This is a genomic window from Listeria sp. SHR_NRA_18 (assembly GCF_003856515.1).
Lineage (GTDB): Bacteria > Bacillota > Bacilli > Lactobacillales > Listeriaceae > Listeria_A > Listeria_A newyorkensis.
In genome coordinates this window covers 778,729-795,326 of sequence record NZ_QPKR01000001.1, presented here as the reverse complement: position 1 = coordinate 795,326, position 16,598 = coordinate 778,729, and the positions used below count along the sequence as shown (strand labels likewise).

17 protein-coding genes and 1 other annotated feature are annotated in these 16,598 nt (G+C 43.9%); all 17 genes read left to right on the top strand.

What is annotated here, in order from left to right:
• Positions 1-88: 88 nt before the first annotated feature.
• The 17 genes from mraZ (at position 89) to DUK53_RS17455 (ending at position 16,595) form a co-directional block, all read left to right on the top strand.
• A complete protein-coding gene (mraZ, locus tag DUK53_RS03945; RefSeq protein WP_036093716.1) occupies positions 89-520 on the top strand; it encodes a division/cell wall cluster transcriptional repressor MraZ in 432 nt (143 codons plus the stop codon).
• A 19-nt stretch (positions 521-539) separates the two neighbouring features.
• A complete protein-coding gene (rsmH, locus tag DUK53_RS03940) occupies positions 540-1,475 on the top strand; it encodes a 16S rRNA (cytosine(1402)-N(4))-methyltransferase RsmH (protein ID WP_036130701.1) in 936 nt (311 codons plus the stop codon).
• An 18-nt stretch (positions 1,476-1,493) separates the two neighbouring features.
• Positions 1,494-1,865, top strand: coding sequence for a cell division protein FtsL (gene ftsL / locus DUK53_RS03935; protein WP_036093713.1), 372 nt, complete (start codon positions 1,494-1,496; stop codon positions 1,863-1,865).
• The gene (locus DUK53_RS03930; RefSeq protein WP_036130704.1) at positions 1,862-4,108 is read left to right on the top strand and encodes a penicillin-binding protein; all 2,247 of its coding nucleotides are present in this window, start codon (positions 1,862-1,864) and stop codon (positions 4,106-4,108) included. The genes ftsL and DUK53_RS03930 overlap by 4 nt, the downstream gene beginning before the upstream one ends.
• Positions 4,109-4,342: 234 nt before the next feature.
• A complete protein-coding gene (locus DUK53_RS03925) occupies positions 4,343-5,830 on the top strand; it encodes a UDP-N-acetylmuramoyl-L-alanyl-D-glutamate--2,6-diaminopimelate ligase (protein WP_036131367.1) in 1,488 nt (495 codons plus the stop codon).
• Positions 5,831-5,881: 51 nt separating this feature from the next.
• Positions 5,882-6,859, top strand: coding sequence for a phospho-N-acetylmuramoyl-pentapeptide-transferase (gene mraY, locus DUK53_RS03920; RefSeq protein WP_036093709.1), 978 nt, complete (start codon positions 5,882-5,884; stop codon positions 6,857-6,859).
• Positions 6,860-6,893: 34 nt separating this feature from the next.
• Entirely contained in the window at positions 6,894-8,261 is a 1,368-nt protein-coding gene (gene murD, locus DUK53_RS03915; RefSeq protein ID WP_036093707.1) for a UDP-N-acetylmuramoyl-L-alanine--D-glutamate ligase, read from the top strand.
• Entirely contained in the window at positions 8,258-9,352 is a 1,095-nt protein-coding gene (gene murG, locus DUK53_RS03910) for an undecaprenyldiphospho-muramoylpentapeptide beta-N-acetylglucosaminyltransferase (RefSeq protein WP_036093705.1), read from the top strand. Before murD ends, murG begins: the two co-directional genes overlap by 4 nt.
• 23 nt (positions 9,353-9,375) lie before the next feature.
• Positions 9,376-10,164: a cell division protein FtsQ/DivIB gene (locus tag DUK53_RS03905; protein WP_036093704.1), complete on the top strand. Its 789-nt coding sequence runs from the start codon at positions 9,376-9,378 to the stop codon at positions 10,162-10,164.
• Between the two features lie 349 nt (positions 10,165-10,513).
• Complete coding sequence (gene ftsA, locus DUK53_RS03900; protein WP_036130708.1) at positions 10,514-11,788, top strand: cell division protein FtsA; 1,275 nt, start codon at positions 10,514-10,516, stop codon at positions 11,786-11,788.
• Positions 11,789-11,836: 48 nt separating this feature from the next.
• On the top strand, positions 11,837-13,009 hold the full coding sequence (gene ftsZ, locus DUK53_RS03895) for a cell division protein FtsZ (RefSeq protein WP_036093701.1): 1,173 nt from the start codon (positions 11,837-11,839) through the stop codon (positions 13,007-13,009).
• Between the two features lie 29 nt (positions 13,010-13,038).
• A complete protein-coding gene (locus tag DUK53_RS03890) occupies positions 13,039-13,716 on the top strand; it encodes a YggS family pyridoxal phosphate-dependent enzyme (RefSeq protein WP_036093699.1) in 678 nt (225 codons plus the stop codon).
• A gap of 19 nt (positions 13,717-13,735) precedes the next feature.
• Positions 13,736-14,227 (top strand): cell division protein SepF, encoded by a 492-nt coding sequence (locus tag DUK53_RS03885; protein ID WP_036093697.1) that lies wholly within the window; start codon positions 13,736-13,738, stop codon positions 14,225-14,227.
• Between the two features lie 14 nt (positions 14,228-14,241).
• Positions 14,242-14,532 (top strand): YggT family protein, encoded by a 291-nt coding sequence (locus tag DUK53_RS03880; RefSeq protein WP_052164836.1) that lies wholly within the window; start codon positions 14,242-14,244, stop codon positions 14,530-14,532.
• Positions 14,533-14,715: 183 nt separating this feature from the next.
• Positions 14,716-15,492 carry a YlmH family RNA-binding protein gene (locus tag DUK53_RS03875; protein ID WP_036130711.1) on the top strand — a complete coding sequence of 259 codons (777 nt, stop codon included), beginning with the start codon at positions 14,716-14,718 and terminating at the stop codon, positions 15,490-15,492.
• Between the two features lie 148 nt (positions 15,493-15,640).
• The gene (locus DUK53_RS03870) at positions 15,641-16,183 is read left to right on the top strand and encodes a DivIVA domain-containing protein (protein WP_036080160.1); all 543 of its coding nucleotides are present in this window, start codon (positions 15,641-15,643) and stop codon (positions 16,181-16,183) included.
• Positions 16,171-16,415, top strand: a binding site (T-box leader). It overlaps the preceding gene by 13 nt.
• Positions 16,416-16,433: 18 nt before the next feature.
• Complete coding sequence (locus DUK53_RS17455; protein ID WP_156110581.1) at positions 16,434-16,595, top strand: hypothetical protein; 162 nt, start codon at positions 16,434-16,436, stop codon at positions 16,593-16,595.
• Positions 16,596-16,598 lie beyond the last annotated feature (3 nt).

Below are 16,598 nucleotides of genomic sequence, written 5' to 3'. Positions count from 1 at the left end.
AGTCTCTTTTTTACGCTTTTTTTTAGTTTTTGGTGGTGCGAAGTGGGGAGTTGTGGTAAAGTTGTTTATAAGAAAGTGGGGATGGACTATGTTCATGGGCGAATATCAACATAACATTGATATAAAGGGTCGTTTAATCGTGCCATCTAAATTCCGTGAACAATTAGGGGATCAATTTGTCATTACCCGAGGGCTTGATAAATGTCTCTTTGCTTATCCGCTTGATGAGTGGACGAAAGTAGAAGAGAAGATCCAGACGCTCCCACTGACTAAAAAAGATGCTCGTTCTTTTACCCGTTTTTTCTTTTCTGGGGCTTCGGAATGTGAGCTTGATAAGCAGGGTCGGATAAATATTCCGTCCAATTTAACAAGCTATGCGGAACTCGAGAAGGAGACGGTGATTGTCGGGGTCGCAAGTCGTATTGAAATTTGGAGCAAGTCGGAATGGGATAAATTCTTTGATGAAGCCGAAGAATCGTTCGCCGATATTGCCGAAAATATGATTGGCTTTGATATTTAAAAAGAGGAGGGGCATAAAGATGTTCCAACATGAGACAGTATTGTTAAAAGAAACGGTGGATAATTTGAATATCAAGCCGGATGGGGTTTATGTGGATTGCACGCTCGGTGGTGCAGGGCATAGCGCTTACTTACTAAGTCAGCTTTCAGAAAAAGGACATTTATTCGCGTTTGACCAAGATAACAAGGCGCTCGCTCACGCCAAAGAGCGATTAAAGGAATACGAAGGACAGGTCACGTTTATCAAAAGCAACTTTAGATATATTAAGGAAGCATTGCTAGAAGTTGGGATTAGCGAAGTGGATGGGATTTTGTATGATTTAGGTGTTTCGTCACCGCAACTAGATGAACGGGAACGTGGATTTAGTTATCATCAGGATGCACCGCTAGATATGCGAATGGATCAAGAGGCAGAACTTACGGCACGCGATGTCGTGAATGATTGGCGCTATGAAGATCTTGTGCGTATTTTTTTCCGTTATGGCGAGGAGAAATTTTCGAAGCAAGTGGCGCGTGAGATTGAGCGCAGGCGTGAAGTGGCGCCGATTGAGACGACTGGGGAATTAGTGGATGCGATTAAAGCCGCGATTCCAGCACCAGCAAGGCGAAAAGGTGGACATCCAGCAAAACGGGTTTTCCAAGCGATTCGGATTGCAGTGAATGACGAGCTTGGTGCAGTAGAGGATTCGCTGAAAGAGGCGATGGATTTACTGAAACCGGGCGGACGAATCAGCGTGATTACGTTCCATTCTTTAGAAGACCGTATTACAAAACAAATGTTCACAGAGGAAGCGAAAGGACCAGAACTGCCGCCTGGGTTACCGATTATTCCAGATGAATATAAGCCAAAGATGAAGTTAGTAACAAGAAAACCGATTCTCCCGTCTGAGGAAGAACTAGCAGAAAACAACCGTGCGCGTTCAGCGAAACTTAGAGTGGTGGAACGGAATATTTAGGAAGTAGGAGTGAAGTAGATGAGTAACAATGTAGCCTACAAAACGAATGTGGAACCGAAACGCGTACATAGGGAAGCACCACAACCGCAGCCTAAAAAACAAATTTTAAAACGTGGCAAAATAACGTTGGGCGAGAAGTTGATTGCGTCTGTTTTTATTATCGTTATTGCGGTATTTGCTTTTAAAATCATTCATGTACAAGCGCAAGTATATAGCGTGAACCAAGGCATACAAGAGAAACAGGCAGATGTAGATAAACAAGTGAAGGCGAATGAGGATTTGTCGGCAGAAGTGGCAGACCTTAGTCGTTATGAACGCGTATGGCAAAAAGCGAAAGAACTTGGATTGAAACTCGATCCAGATAATGTGAAGGTAGTGGAAGGCAAATGAAAAAACGAGTAGGAAACATGCGAAGAGGCGCCCTGGTTCTTTTTATCATCTTTGGAGTTATTTTTCTGTCGGTTATCGGACGCTTCTTTTACATGCAAGTCGTTGGCGATGTTAACGGCGTTCCACTTGCGGCCAAAGCGGCTAAACAGCATTTACGAAGCAGTGTCATTGAAGCAAATCGCGGCTCTATTTTAGATCAAAAGGGCGAAGTGATTGCAAAGGACACTGCTTCTTATACGTTGGCGGCAGTGCTTGATCCGAAGCAAACGGTGGACGCGAAAAACCCGCATCACGTGGTGGAAAAAGAAGAAACAGCAGCGCTTTTGGCGAAATATTTGCCGATGAAAGAAGCGGATATTTTGAAGAAACTGCAAAAGAAGAATCTCTTCCAAGTTGAGTTTGGTAAGGCTGGGAAGAATTTATCGGCAGAAGTGAAGGACAAGATTGAAGCGTCGAAATTGCCAGGTTTGGTGTTTACGAAACAGGCAGAACGATTTTATCCGAACGGCGTTTTTGCCTCGCATCTGATTGGTTATGCGCAGCAAGAAGAGGGCAAGGATGGAATTTCGAAGTTGATTGGTAAAATGGGCATTGAGAAGGCGTACAATGACATTTTGACGGGTAAAAATGGCTCGATTAATTATGACGCGGATAAATATGGCTACATTTTGCCGAATACGAAAAGTACGGTGAAAGAAGCACAAGATGGGCAGGATATTTATTTAACGTTGGATAAGAAGATTCAGACGTTTTTGGAGGATACGCTAAATACGGTGGATGCGAAATATAATCCGAAGAATATGATGGCGGTTGTGATGAATCCGAAAACGGGCGAGATTTTGGCGATGAGTCAGCGGGACACGTTTAACCCGACGACAAAGGAAGGTTTAACGAATCAATGGGCGAATTTGCCGGTTGAGATTACGTATGAGCCTGGTTCGGTTATGAAGATTTTCTCGCTAGCTTCGGCGATTGATTTAGGTGTGTATCATCCGAATGCGTATTATCAATCAGGGACGTATAACGTTGGTAGTATCCCGATTCATGATCATAATGCTGGTGTTGGTTGGGGTTCGATTACGTATCGTGAAGGCGTAGAGCGTTCGAGTAACGTTGCTTTTGCGAAACTCCTAGCGGGTATGGGTCCGGATAAATTCAAAACGTACTTGCAAAACTTTGGCTTTGGCGCAAAAACGGGAATCGACCTTCCGAATGAGGCGACTGGTAAAATTCTGTTTGATCGGAGAATTGAGCAGGTGACGACGGTTTTTGGTCAAGGTACGACGGTGACAATGATGCAAATGCTTCAAGGTGCGACGGCGATTGCGAGTGATGGTACGATGAAACAGCCGTACGTTGTGTCAAAAATTGTTGATCCGAATACGGGGAAAGTGACGGAAACGAAGCCAGTCACGACGGGTAAACCGATTAGTGCAGCAACGGCGAAACAAACGCGTGAAGAGTTGCGGAATGTTATTACAGGTAAGGTTGGAACTGGGAAATTGTACGCGATTGATGGTTATGATATTGCTGGGAAAACCGGAACGTCACAGATTCCGAATCCGAATGGTGGTGGCTACATGACGGGGAATGATAACTATATTTTCTCCTTCATGGGCATGGCGCCAGCGAAAGATCCGGAGCTTGTGATGTACGTGACGATGCAACAACCGCAATTATCTGGTACGGAGACGGGCGGAAAAGCGGTGTCGGAAGTTTTCAATCCGGTGATGAAAAACAGTTTGCAATACTTGAACATTAAATCGGCGGATACGGCAAAACTAAAATCGGTCGAGATGACTTCGATGGCTGGCAAGACACCAGATGTTGCGAAGAAAGAATTGGAAGCGAAGAAATTGATTCCAGTCGTGATTGGTAACGGGAAGAAAATTGTGCAACAGTTGCCACTAGCTGGAGAGAAAATTTTAGAAGGGCAGCGGGTTATTTTGATGACAGAAGGGGACATGACGATTCCTGATATGAAGGATTGGGCGAAGAATGATGTGCTCAAAGTTTCGGAAATAACGGGTGTGCCATTTACGGTCAATGGAGATGGTTATGTGTTGAAACAGAGCCTTTCTGCGGGATCGGTGCTCAATGATAAGTCGCAGGTGACAATCGATCTCACCACGCCTGATAAAATTCCGAATTTCAATAAAGTCCCGAAAGTAGAGGATAATAAAGAGGATTCGGCGGATACGACAGTGCAAGAGGCAACGGGATTAAATGCTTTATTAAATTAGTAAAATGAGAAGCAGGTGCACACTTTTTCGGGAATCGTAAGCGTGATGTGCCTGCTTGTTTTGATAGCTGGGGAAACATTGTTAAAAGACTAGTATTTCGCGGCTGTTTTTGCTAATATAGAATAGAAGATTTGTCATCGTTACGCGCGCTGATATGCACTCGTTTTTTTAGAGGTTGCGATATCATTTTTTGCGTTGGGCTGTGGAGGCGATGAGATGGAAGGGAAGTTCGAAATGGAATTAGAGAAGCTGATGCAGGCGATTCCTTATAGCCAGTTGGTGCAAGCCAAGGAAGATACGCTACATATAGAAGTGGAAAGTGTCGAGCAGGACAGTAGATTGGTGACGGCGGGTACGTTATTTGTGTGTATCGACGGGGAAGTGGTAGACGGGCATGCGTTTGCGAAAACGGCGCAGGAACAAGGCGCGGTCGCGATTGTAGCGGAGCGGATGTTGGCGGATATCACGATTCCAGTTATTTTAGTGCAGGACGGGAAACGGGCGATGGCGATGCTTGCCGCGGCGTTTTACTCGTATCCAACGGCGGAAATGAATTTGATTGGCATTACGGGAACGAACGGCAAGACGACGGTGAGCCATTTGGTGGAGTTCATTTTAGCGGATCATGCGGTGACGACGGGCTTGATTGGCACGATGTATCGCAAAATTGGCGCAGAGATTTTGGAGACGAAGAACACGACGCCTGACAGTTTAACGTTGCAAAAGACGTTCCGGCAAATGCGGTATCAGGAAGTGACAACGGCGATCATGGAAGTATCCTCACACGCGCTTGTGCAAGGCCGTGTCTATGGCTCGGAATATGACATCGCGGTATTTACGAATTTGTCGCAGGATCATTTGGATTATCATAAGACGATGGAAGAATACGCCCACGCGAAAAGTTTATTGTTCGCCCAGCTTGGAAATGGGTACGGAGGTTCAGCCAAGACGGCGATTATTAATGGGGATGACCCGCACGCGAAAATGATGGTTGAGGCGACAGGCGTGAGTTTGTTGACGTATGGCATCGACGGCGCGGCGACATTCCGAGCTAGTGATATCCGGATTAGCAGCAAGGGAACGGGATTCCAGCTTCATTTTCAGGATGAGGTCTTCGCGGTGCAGCTGAAATTGATTGGCAAATTTAACGTGTATAACGCGCTCGCAGCAATTGCGACGGTTTACGCGGCGAATGAAACACCACACGCGATTCCAGATATTATCGCTTCCCTTGAAAAAGTGCAAGGTGTAGCGGGGCGGTTTGAACTCGTGGACGCGGGGCAACAGTTCCCGGTGATTGTGGATTACGCGCATACGCCAGATGGTCTGGAAAATGTATTGAAAACCGTGACCGAGTTTGCAACAGGACGCATTTTTGTCGTCGTAGGTTGTGGCGGTGACCGGGATAAAGGCAAACGTCCACAGATGGCTCAGATTGCTGTGAAGTACGCGACGGATCCGATTTTTACATCCGATAATCCGCGGACAGAAGTGCCGATGCAGATTATTGAAGATATGCTAGCTGGTGTCCCAGACGCAATGTATACGGTAAAAGAACATCGGCATGACGCGATTCGGTTTGCGGTACAGCAGGCGAATCCAGAAGATGTTATTTTAATCGCTGGAAAAGGGCATGAAACGTATCAAATCATTGGCGATATTGTTCATGATTTCGATGATCGCAAAGAAGCACGCGAAGCCATTTTAGCAAAAATATTATAACGGGACATTTTACGATAGCGAAAGATACAAAATAGATTGGAGCGAAAAAGCGTGTCATTATATTGGATAGTTACAACATTTGCGATGGCTTTCATTATTACTGTCATCGGGGTACCTTTATTTATCCCGTTTCTGCAAAAATTAAAGTTCGGTCAAAGTATTCGTGAGGAAGGCCCACAAAGCCATCAAAAAAAATCAGGGACACCGACAATGGGCGGCCTCGTATTCTTACTTGCGATGGTTATCAGTTTCGTAATCATGACGCTAATCGGCGGTTGGTTTGGCAGTGAAGCATTGCTACTACTCATCCCACTCGTATTATTCGGCGCATTAGGATTTTTAGATGACTACATTAAAGTCGTGAAAAAGCAAAACTTAGGATTGCGTTCGAAGCAGAAGTTTCTAGGACAAGTTGTTATCTCCATCTTGTTCTACGTGATTTATCGATGGAACGGTTATCCAGACACACTGACGATTCCATTCACATCAACAGAGATCAATCTTGGCTGGTTCTTCCTCATCTTCGTGATTTTCTGGCTCGTAGGATTCTCCAATGCAGTGAACTTAACAGATGGTTTGGACGGTTTGGTTTCAGGGCTTTCCGTTATCGCATTCGGTGCATTCGGAATCATCGCGATTTTCCAAGAACAAGATGTCGTAGCGATGTTTTGTTTGGCGATTGTCGGAGCGATGCTAGGCTTCCTACTTTTCAACAAGAACCCCGCAAAAATTTTCATGGGGGACACAGGGTCGTTAGCACTTGGTGGCGCGATTGCCGCGATCTCGATTTTGCTACAACAAGAATGGATGTTGCTTTTAATCGGACTCGTCTTCGTTATCGAAACGGCTTCGGTGATCATCCAAGTGTTCTACTTTAAAGTAACAAACGGAAAACGATTATTCAAAATGAGTCCGATTCACCATCACTTTGAGCATGTCGATATCGGCTGGTCAGAATGGCGTATCGTCTTCACTTTCTGGGGTGCGGGGCTTGTCTGTGCGATAATTGCACTGCTCGTCATCCTTTAAAAAATGGGAATGAGTTGAAACTGGGGGAATAAAAATGAAAAACATTATTCAATATAAGCATCGCAAAGTACTTGTATTGGGCTTAGCGAGAAGTGGTGTCAGTGCGGCATCATTACTTCATAAACTCGGCGCCTTTGTGACAGTGAACGATCAAAAGCCGTTTAGTGAGAATCCAGAAGCGCAAGGCTTGCTAGAACAGGGCATTAAAGTCATCTGCGGCTCGCATCCTGTGGAACTTTTGGATGAAGGGTTTGAACTTGTCGTGAAAAATCCGGGTATTCCGTACGACAACCCGATGATTAAAAAAGCGCAGGACTTGATGATCCCGATTATTACAGAAGTCGAGCTAGCGTATCAAATATCGGACGCGCCAATCATTGGTATCACAGGGACAAACGGAAAAACAACGACGACGACCATCGTGCACCATATGCTGAACGAAATGACGCCAAATAAATCATTACTTGCCGGTAATATCGGTTTTCCAGGTTCGGAAGTTGCGGAGAAGGCGACGGCAGAGCAGTATATCGCTATGGAGCTTTCCTCGTTCCAGTTGATGGGGATTCGCACATTTTGCCCGAAAATCGCGGTGATCACGAATATTTATGAGGCGCATATCGATTATCATAAAACGCGTGAAGAATATGTAAAAGCCAAGTGGCGCATCCAAGAAAACCAAACGAAAAATGAATTCTTAGTTATCAACTGGGATCAAGATGAATTGCGGAACATGACGAAGCGTACGAAAGCGAAAGTTATTCCGTTCTCGCCAACACAAAAATTGGGCGAAGGCGCCTATGTCAAAGATGGCAATATCATGTTTTACGACGAAATAATCGGCAAACGTGATGACATCCTGCTTCCAGGAGAGCACAACTTAGAAAATATTCTTGCTTCCATCGCTGTCGCTAAAATCTGTGATGTGAGCAACGAGCAAATCATGCATGTGTTGGAGACTTTTAAAGGCGTAGAGCATCGGACGCAGTTTGTCAAAGAACTGAACGGACGCAAATTCTACAACGACTCCAAAGCAACGAATATTTTGGCAACACAGAGCGCGCTTAGCGGTTTTAATAAACCAGTGGTGCTTCTGGCTGGAGGGCTCGATCGAGGTACTGAATTCGACGAACTCAAACCATTTTTCAAGAACGTAAAAACATTGATTACATTCGGCGAAACAGCTGAAAAAGTAGGACGCGTTGGTAAAGAAGCCGGCGTGGATGTGCACCAAGTTCATGATGTGACGGCTGCTGTGCCACTTGCCTATGAATTATCCAATCCAGGCGATATCATTTTACTGTCACCAGCATGCGCGAGTTGGGATCAATACAGAACGTTCGAAGTTCGAGGCCGTGCCTTTATGGATGCCATCGAAGAATTGCCAGATGAGGTGGAAAAATGAAATTTGTTATAAGCGGTGGCGGAACGGGCGGACATATTTATCCAGCCCTTGCGCTAATCCGAGCAATTAAAAAGCGAGACCCAGAAGCTGAATTTCTTTACATCGGAACAGAAAAAGGCCTCGAGTCAACCATCGTAAGACGCGAAGGGATTCCTTTTGAAGCCATCGAAATCACGGGTTTTAAACGCGCGCTATCTTTAGAAAACGTCAAAACAGTGACGCGTTTTTTCAAGGGTGTGACGCGCAGTAAAGCCTTGATTCGTGCTTTCAAACCGGATGCTGTCATCGGCACAGGTGGCTATGTTTGTGGCCCAGTTGTTTATGCCGCAGCAAAACTGAACATCCCGACACTTATCCATGAACAAAATAGCGTGGCCGGGTTGACGAATAAGTTTTTAAGTCGGTATGCCAACCGTGTGGCGATTTGTTTTGAAGAAGTGAGCGATTCCTTTGCTGCTGAAAAAGTTGTTTTCACAGGGAATCCGCGCGCATCCGAAGTAGTTGGCATCGAATCAGGCGCTGTTTTAACCGAGTATGGTTTGGAGCAAGATAAGCCGACAGTCCTTGTTTTCGGGGGAAGTCGCGGTGCCAGAGGAATTAACGAAGCCGTGGAAGCCAATCTTACAAAAATCGGGAAACGCGGTTATCAGCTGCTTTATGTGACCGGCGATGCCCATTTTGAGAAAATCAAGGAAAAGCTGGTGGAAATGGAGCTAAACAAAAATATCAGCATTCAGCCATTCATCTACGACATGCCAAAAGTACTTAACGTCTGTACCTTAGTCGTATCAAGGGCCGGCGCGACATCGCTGGCAGAATTGACCGCACTAGGCGTCCCAAGTATCTTAATCCCAAGCCCGTATGTCACGGCGAATCATCAAGCCAAAAATGCCGAATCACTGGCTAAAAAAGCAGCAGCATCCGTCATCGCAGAGTCAGACTTAACACCAATACGCTTGCTAGATGAAATCGATACGATTATGGAAAGTCCGGAAAAACTGGCAAAAATGCAATACGAAGCCAAGCAGCTCGGCGTTCCCGATGCAGCCGACAAGTTGGTAGATGCCATCTATGACATCATCAACAACTAAAAACAGATGAGGAGGACAATCACATGGCGAGTAATAAAAAAATTGTTTCTATCGAAAGCAGAATTCCAGAACTCAAAAAATACCGCAAAAAGAAGCTCATTCGCCATATGTCGATTCTAATTAGTATCTTCGTTCTTCTCATTTTAATTACGCTTTATTTCCTATCACCACTGAGTAAAGTGCAACGTATTTACGTCGATGGGAACCACCAAGTCGATGAACAAACCATTTTGACAGAAGGCGATTTGAATTTGGAGGCTTTTGTTTTCGGGATAAATAAATCCAAAAGCACCGCAGCACTCGAAAAAAATCCGCTGATTAAAAAGGCGAAGATCGAACTCCGAGGCCTAAACACATTACGCGTGCACATCACAGAAAACAAAACAATCGGCTATCAAGGAAAGAACGGCCAGTATTTCGACATTTTAGAAACAGGCAAATTACTCACCACGCAGCCGAAGCAGTTCCCAATTGGCAATAATCCTATTTTTAGCGGCTTTAAAAACGGGCAAGTGCTAGAAGACATGGTTGCACAGCTCAATCAATTACCAGAAGGCGTCCTGCTATCCATCTCCGAGATTCACTTCGCGCCGACCAAAAGCGATGATGAGCATATCAGCCTATACATGAATGATGGCAACCAAGTCTCCGCGACAATCTCCACCTTCGCTGAAAAAATGGCACACTACCCGTCCATCGTGGCCCAGCTAAAAGACGGCCAAAAAGGTATCATTGATTTAGAAATCGGTTCTTATTTCCGCACCTATTTAAAGGACAAAGAAGAGAAAGCCTCGTTAGATAAGAAAAATTAATAAATAGATTACAAAGTTCGCTAGGATAAAACGTACGAAATAGCACATAATCGAATTTCCGATAAGAATGCACGTTCCTCTTTTGGCGATGAATTAAAAAAAATGCTAAAAAGTTGCTGAAAAACATCCTTTGTGCTTTTATTACCATGCTTCTTGGTGTAGACTGTAGATATGTGTTGATTGAATAGTATATCTTTTATCCTCTACTTATTATGTTTGTCTGAGAGGGGAATCTTGAAGAACAAACACCAACCATTAACAATAAACTTTAAAATAAAACTTACTACTGAATTTTTGCAAGTAGACAAATAAAACAAGACAGAATATGAAATAAAGGAGGTGCCGATAAATGGGAGAAAACGAAATTTACGTAAGTTTGGATATTGGAACATCGTCTGTGAAAGTGATTATTGCCGAGATGGCCAATGACAGACTCAATATTATCGGTGTGGGTAATGTGGCGTCCCAAGGAGTCAAAAAAGGCGTCATTGTTGATATTGATAAGACAGTAGAATCGATTAAAAAAGCCATTGAACAGGCAGAACGTATGGTAGGCGTGCACGTATCCCAAGTGATTGTGGGTATTGTTTCGAGCCAAGTTCGACTGGAAGCTTGCCGCGGTGTCGTCGCGATTAGTGGCGAGAATCGTGAAATTACAGATGATGATGTATGGAATGTCATTGACTCTGCGCAGGTGATTTCACTCGCTCCAGATAGAGAAATTATCAATGTGATTCCGGATCAATACGTGGTCGATGGCTTCGAAGGCGTCAATCCAAGAGGCATGATCGGTGTACGTCTTGAAATGGAAGGAACACTTATTACAGGTTCAAAAGCGATCCTACATAATACGTTGCGTTGCGTAGAACGTGCTGGGTTAGAGATTACAGACATCGTGCTTCAACCACTTGCAGAAGGCTCGGTTTCCTTAACAGAAGATGATAAAGAATTCGGTACGGCACTCATCAATATCGGTGCGGGTACAACGACAATTAGTGTATTCGAGCAAGGAAAATTAACGTATACAACGGTATTGCCAGTTGGTGGAGAACATGTGACGAAAGATTTGTCACTCGGTTTAAACACATCGACAGCCAATGCCGAAAAAGTGAAATTAGAACACGGTTATGCTTTTTACGATGATGCTTCTGAGGATATCGCATTTGGCATCGACGTTATCGGCAGTGATCAGCAGCAACATTTCACACAACTCGAAGTAGCAGATATCATCGAGGCGCGTATGGAAGAAATTTATACGTTGGCATTAGAAGAATTAGCACGCGTAGGTAAAGCACATCTCCCTGGTGGTTATGTGTTAACCGGTGGCGCGATGTCGATTCCAGGCGCTATTGACCTTGCCGGCAAAGTTTTTCAAGCCCATGTAAGGTTAGCAATTCCAGATTATATCGGTGTTCGTGAGCCGAGTTTCACGACCGCTGTTGGCTTAATAAAATATGCCTATCAGATGGCTGAAAAAGAAGGCAGAAGTTTAAATTCGGAACCATCCGAAGCCATAGAAGTAAAAGAAGAGCAATATTCTAAACCGAAGCAAAAACCAAAGAAAACCGAAGAAGAGAAAGTTTCCACCAAGATGAAGAATTTCTTCGGTGCATTTTTCGATTAGAAGAAGTATGTGTTTTCGTTAAAAAGGTAAAATTAGGAGGCAAATAGTATGTTAGATTTTGACACGAGTGCAGAAAGCTTAGCAACAATTAAAGTAATCGGAATCGGTGGCGGCGGGAACAATGCTGTCAACCGAATGATTGAACATGGTGTCCAAGGTGTCGATTTTGTCGCAGCAAATACGGATGCACAAGCTTTGAATCTTTCTAAAGCAGAAGTTCACTTGCAAATAGGCACGAAATTAACACGTGGACTTGGAGCAGGAGCTGTTCCTGAAATCGGTAAAAAAGCTGCGGAAGAAAGTCGCGAAATGATCGAGGAAGCGCTAAAAGGTGCGGATATGGTTTTTGTAACGGCTGGTATGGGTGGCGGAACTGGAACTGGTGCAGCGCCGGTTATTGCGACGATTGCCAAAGAAATGGGTGCTTTGACAGTAGGTGTCGTGACGCGTCCATTTGGTTTTGAAGGTCCCAAGCGTTCGAAACAAGCGGCGATTGGTACTGAAGCCATGAAGGAAGCGGTAGACACGCTGATTGTTATCCCGAATGATCGTTTATTACAAATTGTCGATAAAAATACGCCGATGTTGGAAGCGTTCCGTGAAGCCGATAATGTTTTACGCCAAGGTGTACAGGGTATATCTGATTTAATTGCTGTTCCTGGTTTAATTAACCTGGATTTCGCCGATGTGAAAACAATCATGACGAATCGCGGTTCGGCTTTGATGGGAATCGGTATTGGAACTGGTGAAAATCGTGCGGCAGACGCAGCTAAAAAAGCAATCTCATCTCCACTGCTGGAAACATCGATTGACGGTGCAAAAGGCGTGTTGATGAATATTACAGGTGGTTCTAATTTGAGCCTGTATGAAGTGCAAGAAGCAGCTGAAATCGTATCTTCTGCATCCGATGAAGATGTAAATATGATTTTCGGTTCGGTTATCAATGATGATTTGCAAGAAGAATTGATTGTTACCGTTATCGCGACAGGTTTTGACGAAGCAGCTCAGGCGAAACAACAAGCCCAAGCGCAAAATCGTCCCAATCCAGCGATTCAAGTCAATCGCCCTGGTTACGCGGTGAAAGAAGAATCTAACGCGCCACAACAACAGCAGCAAGCATCGAATGAAGAACACCCACAAGCGCCACACGTAGAAGAGCAGCGCCAAAACCTCGACGTAGAAGTGCCTGCATTCATCCGCAACAGAAACCGTCGAAACTAATAAAAGTATGGAAAAATAGGTGATATGTGATGAGCTATAACGAAAACTTACAAGCGATTGAAGATAAAATTTCCGAAGCAGCAAAAAAAAGCGGTCGTGATGTGGCAGATGTGCATTTAGTTGCCGTAACTAAGACGGTGGACATTGTTGCGATGGAGAAGCTATACAATCTCGGCATTCGTCATTTTGGCGAAAATCGAGCGGAAGTTTTTACAGAAAAAGTAGAAGCGTTCGCGGATAAACCCGATATTGTTTGGCATTTTATTGGATCATTACAAACACGAAAAGTGAGAGCCATCCTACCATATACGCATTTTTTACATTCATTGGACCGCAAGTCATTGGCTGATGAAATCGAAAAACGTGCGACTCAGAAAGTTGCTTGTTTCTTACAAGTGAATATTTCTGAGGAAGAAACAAAACATGGTTTTAGTGCTGAGGAAGCCATCGCGTTTGTGAAGGCGCAGAACTATGAGCGTATTGAAATTGTTGGACTGATGACCATGGCTCCAAACACCGATGATGAGCAGACTTTACATCACGTTTTTCAAGGATTAAAAGCAGTGCAGCTAGAAATAGAGAAACTTGGAATCCCGAATGTTCCGTGTCATGAATTGTCGATGGGAATGACGAATGATTTTGAGGTTGCAATAGAGGAAGGCGCAACGTTTATCAGAGTAGGAAGAGCTTTAGTAGAGGAAAACTAAATGTGGAGGTGTAAATCAGATGGGATTAAAAAATAAATTTAAATCTTACTTTTTCTTAGATGAGGAAGAGGGCGAAGATTATTACGAAGAGCAACCGGTTGCGGCGAAACCTCAACCACTTCGCGAGGTTCCAACTGAGAAAAAAATGAAAAAACCAACAGGAAAAAACTATTTTACGAATCAAAGCGAAGTAGCACCAGTCGATGAGCATAAAGTGGTAAGCATGAATGGGGCTCAATTTTCAAGCCAAATGGTTCTTGTGGAACCGCGTGTGTATGCAGAAGCGCAAGAGCTTTCTGACTACTTGAAGGAATATAAGACGGTGGTTGTGAATTTGCAACGTATTAGCCATGACCAAGCAATCCGAATTGTGGACTTTTTGAGTGGGACTGTGTATGCTTTAGGTGGAGATATTCAACGTATTGGCAACAATATTTTCCTCTGCACACCAGAAAACGTCGAGGTCGATGGCGCTATTTCTGAGATGTTAGAAGAACAAGATTTTATGTAAATGAGGTGTAACACATTATATTAGCATATCAGATCGCACACTATGTCTTCTTAGTACTGGATTATTTCCCGTACGTACTGTTTGTTTATATTTTAATGTCTTGGTTCCCGGGTGCTTACGAAACCACATTTGGCCGCTTTTTAGCGAAAATTTGTGAACCTGTTTTAGCGCCGTTCCGGAGAATTATTCCGCCAATTGGTGGAGTCCTTGATTTATCACCGATCATTGCCTTTTTTGCGATACGAATGGCGACGTTTGGCTTACAGTACTTAGTGTATAATTATTTATTACCACTATTTTTCTAACATGTTGATACCGAAATGAAAGCTGTCTGGAAATCAGGAGTGCTTTCATTCGGTATTTTTTGGAATTGTGTGGGTGTTAAAAAACGGGGAAGCGTGCTATAATGGGTTTTATGAAAGCACGACTATATTGCAAAATGGCTTTTTCGTAAGGGTCATTTTGTTGTTAAAGGGAGTAAGGGGAACATGGAAGGGATTTATCAACATTTTAGAGCAGAAGAGCATAGTTTTATTGATGTAGCCTTGGAGTGGATTGTGCAGGTTGAGGACCAGTACACGCCTCGTTTGACGGATTTCTTGGATCCGCGTCAGCGCCTGATTTTGGAATCGGTGGTTGGAGGCTATGACCATATCAAGGTGAAATTCTGGGGCGGTGTGGCGCATGCAGAACGTCGACGCGCGCTTATTTATCCGGATTACTATGAGCCGACCGATGCTGATTTTCAGATTACGTTGTTTGATATTCGCTATCCGGTGAAGTTCACGACACTGTCGCACCAGATGATTCTTGGAACGGTGATGTCACTCGGTATGAAACGCGATATTTTCGGTGATATTTTAACGGAAAATGAGTTGTGGCAATTTTTTGTGATGGGCGAAATGAAAGAGTATATTCGTTTGCAACTCGATAAAATAGGGAAAGTGAATATCATGTTGGAGGAATTGAGTCTGGATCAAGCGTTACCTGTGCGCGCGGATTGGGAGTATGTTGGAACGACGATTACGAGTTTGCGTCTGGATCTTGTCGTGGCAACAGCGCACAATATTTCCCGCCAAAAAGCGAAACAACTCGTGCAGGGGAAGCTGGTTAAGGTGAATTGGAAAACGGTTGAAAATCCTGATTTTGAGTGTGAGGAATTGGATATTATTTCAGCGCGCGGTTATGGTCGTGTTAAACTGGGAGAAATCAATGGACACACGAAGAAAGACAAGATTCGGATGGAAATAGGTTATTTACGTTAATATTTTCGTTTTTTGAGAAGATAATACTTGCGAGAAGGTCAGAATTTTATTATAGTAAGAGACAGGTATATATGGAATGAATTTTTATGGTATAATAGAAGGGCTAGCCTAGATTTAGTTAGGCTTTGACCATATGGAGGTGTTGAGCATGCCATTATCACCGCTGGATATACATAATAAAGAGTTTAGCCGTGGTTTTAGAGGTTATGAAGAGGATGAGGTGAACGAATTCCTCGACCAAATTATTAAGGATTATGAACAACTGATTAAAGAGAAGAAGCGCTTAGAGGAGACGCTATCTTCAAGAGATGATCGCTTAGGACATTTCACAAATATTGAAGAAACGCTAAACAAGTCCTTGATTGTGGCTCAAGAAGCTGCGAACCAAGTGATTGATAATGCGGATAAAGAAGCGAAGTTAATCGTGCGTGAAGCAGAGAAAGACGCAGACCGTATTTTGAGTGATTCGTTATCAAAAGCCCGCAAAATTGCCATCGAAATTGAAGACTTGAAGCGTCAGTCTAAAGTGTTCCGTGAACGTTTGCGCTTACTTGTAGAAACGCAGATGGATTTAATCAAGAGTGATGATTGGAAGCAATTGATGGAATATGAAGTCGATGCAACCGAATTGAAATCAGCAGAACCAGAGAAATTAGAAGTAGTAGAAGAAAACGATATCGAAAAGCTATAATAGAGACAAGTACACGTTCTGAATACATCCTGTTTTAAAGCGAGCTGGTGATGGTGAGAGACTGGCAAATAGGATAGAATATGGAAATCACTCTGGAGCTCTTTTTTTGAAAGGTACACGTTGCCAATTAGGAAGAAGCGTAAGTCGGCGTTAACGATATAACGAAGTGGGCAAAGATGCATGATCGATGTCAACAAGGGTGGTACCGCGACTATTTAGACTCGTCCCTTTTTTGAGGGAGGGGTTTTTTGTGTTGAAAAGCGGAAACGGCCCGTTCAGATCCGACAAAAACTGGAGCGGCACAGGAAAAGCCACTCTTGCTTTTTGCGGAGGGCGTGAAGTTTTCGAGGAGTTGGCCGTTGAAGCTGGACCTGAAAATGAGATACGCAAGCCTTGTCGAATACAAGAATAAAAA

Excerpts from the sequence above, each read along its gene's own strand:
- mraZ (WP_036093716.1), top strand. The coding sequence starts at position 89 with ATGTTCATGGGCGAATATCAACATAACATTGATATAAAGGGTCGTTTA.
- rsmH (WP_036130701.1), top strand. The coding sequence starts at position 540 with ATGTTCCAACATGAGACAGTATTGTTAAAAGAAACGGTGGATAATTTG.
- ftsL (WP_036093713.1), top strand. The coding sequence starts at position 1,494 with ATGAGTAACAATGTAGCCTACAAAACGAATGTGGAACCGAAACGCGTA.
- DUK53_RS03930 (WP_036130704.1), top strand. The coding sequence starts at position 1,862 with ATGAAAAAACGAGTAGGAAACATGCGAAGAGGCGCCCTGGTTCTTTTT.
- DUK53_RS03925 (WP_036131367.1), top strand. The coding sequence starts at position 4,343 with ATGGAATTAGAGAAGCTGATGCAGGCGATTCCTTATAGCCAGTTGGTG.
- murD (WP_036093707.1), top strand. The coding sequence starts at position 6,894 with ATGAAAAACATTATTCAATATAAGCATCGCAAAGTACTTGTATTGGGC.
- murG (WP_036093705.1), top strand. The coding sequence starts at position 8,258 with ATGAAATTTGTTATAAGCGGTGGCGGAACGGGCGGACATATTTATCCA.
- DUK53_RS03905 (WP_036093704.1), top strand. The coding sequence starts at position 9,376 with ATGGCGAGTAATAAAAAAATTGTTTCTATCGAAAGCAGAATTCCAGAA.
- ftsA (WP_036130708.1), top strand. The coding sequence starts at position 10,514 with ATGGGAGAAAACGAAATTTACGTAAGTTTGGATATTGGAACATCGTCT.
- ftsZ (WP_036093701.1), top strand. The coding sequence starts at position 11,837 with ATGTTAGATTTTGACACGAGTGCAGAAAGCTTAGCAACAATTAAAGTA.
- DUK53_RS03890 (WP_036093699.1), top strand. The coding sequence starts at position 13,039 with ATGAGCTATAACGAAAACTTACAAGCGATTGAAGATAAAATTTCCGAA.
- DUK53_RS03885 (WP_036093697.1), top strand. The coding sequence starts at position 13,736 with ATGGGATTAAAAAATAAATTTAAATCTTACTTTTTCTTAGATGAGGAA.
- DUK53_RS03875 (WP_036130711.1), top strand. The coding sequence starts at position 14,716 with ATGGAAGGGATTTATCAACATTTTAGAGCAGAAGAGCATAGTTTTATT.
- DUK53_RS03870 (WP_036080160.1), top strand. The coding sequence starts at position 15,641 with ATGCCATTATCACCGCTGGATATACATAATAAAGAGTTTAGCCGTGGT.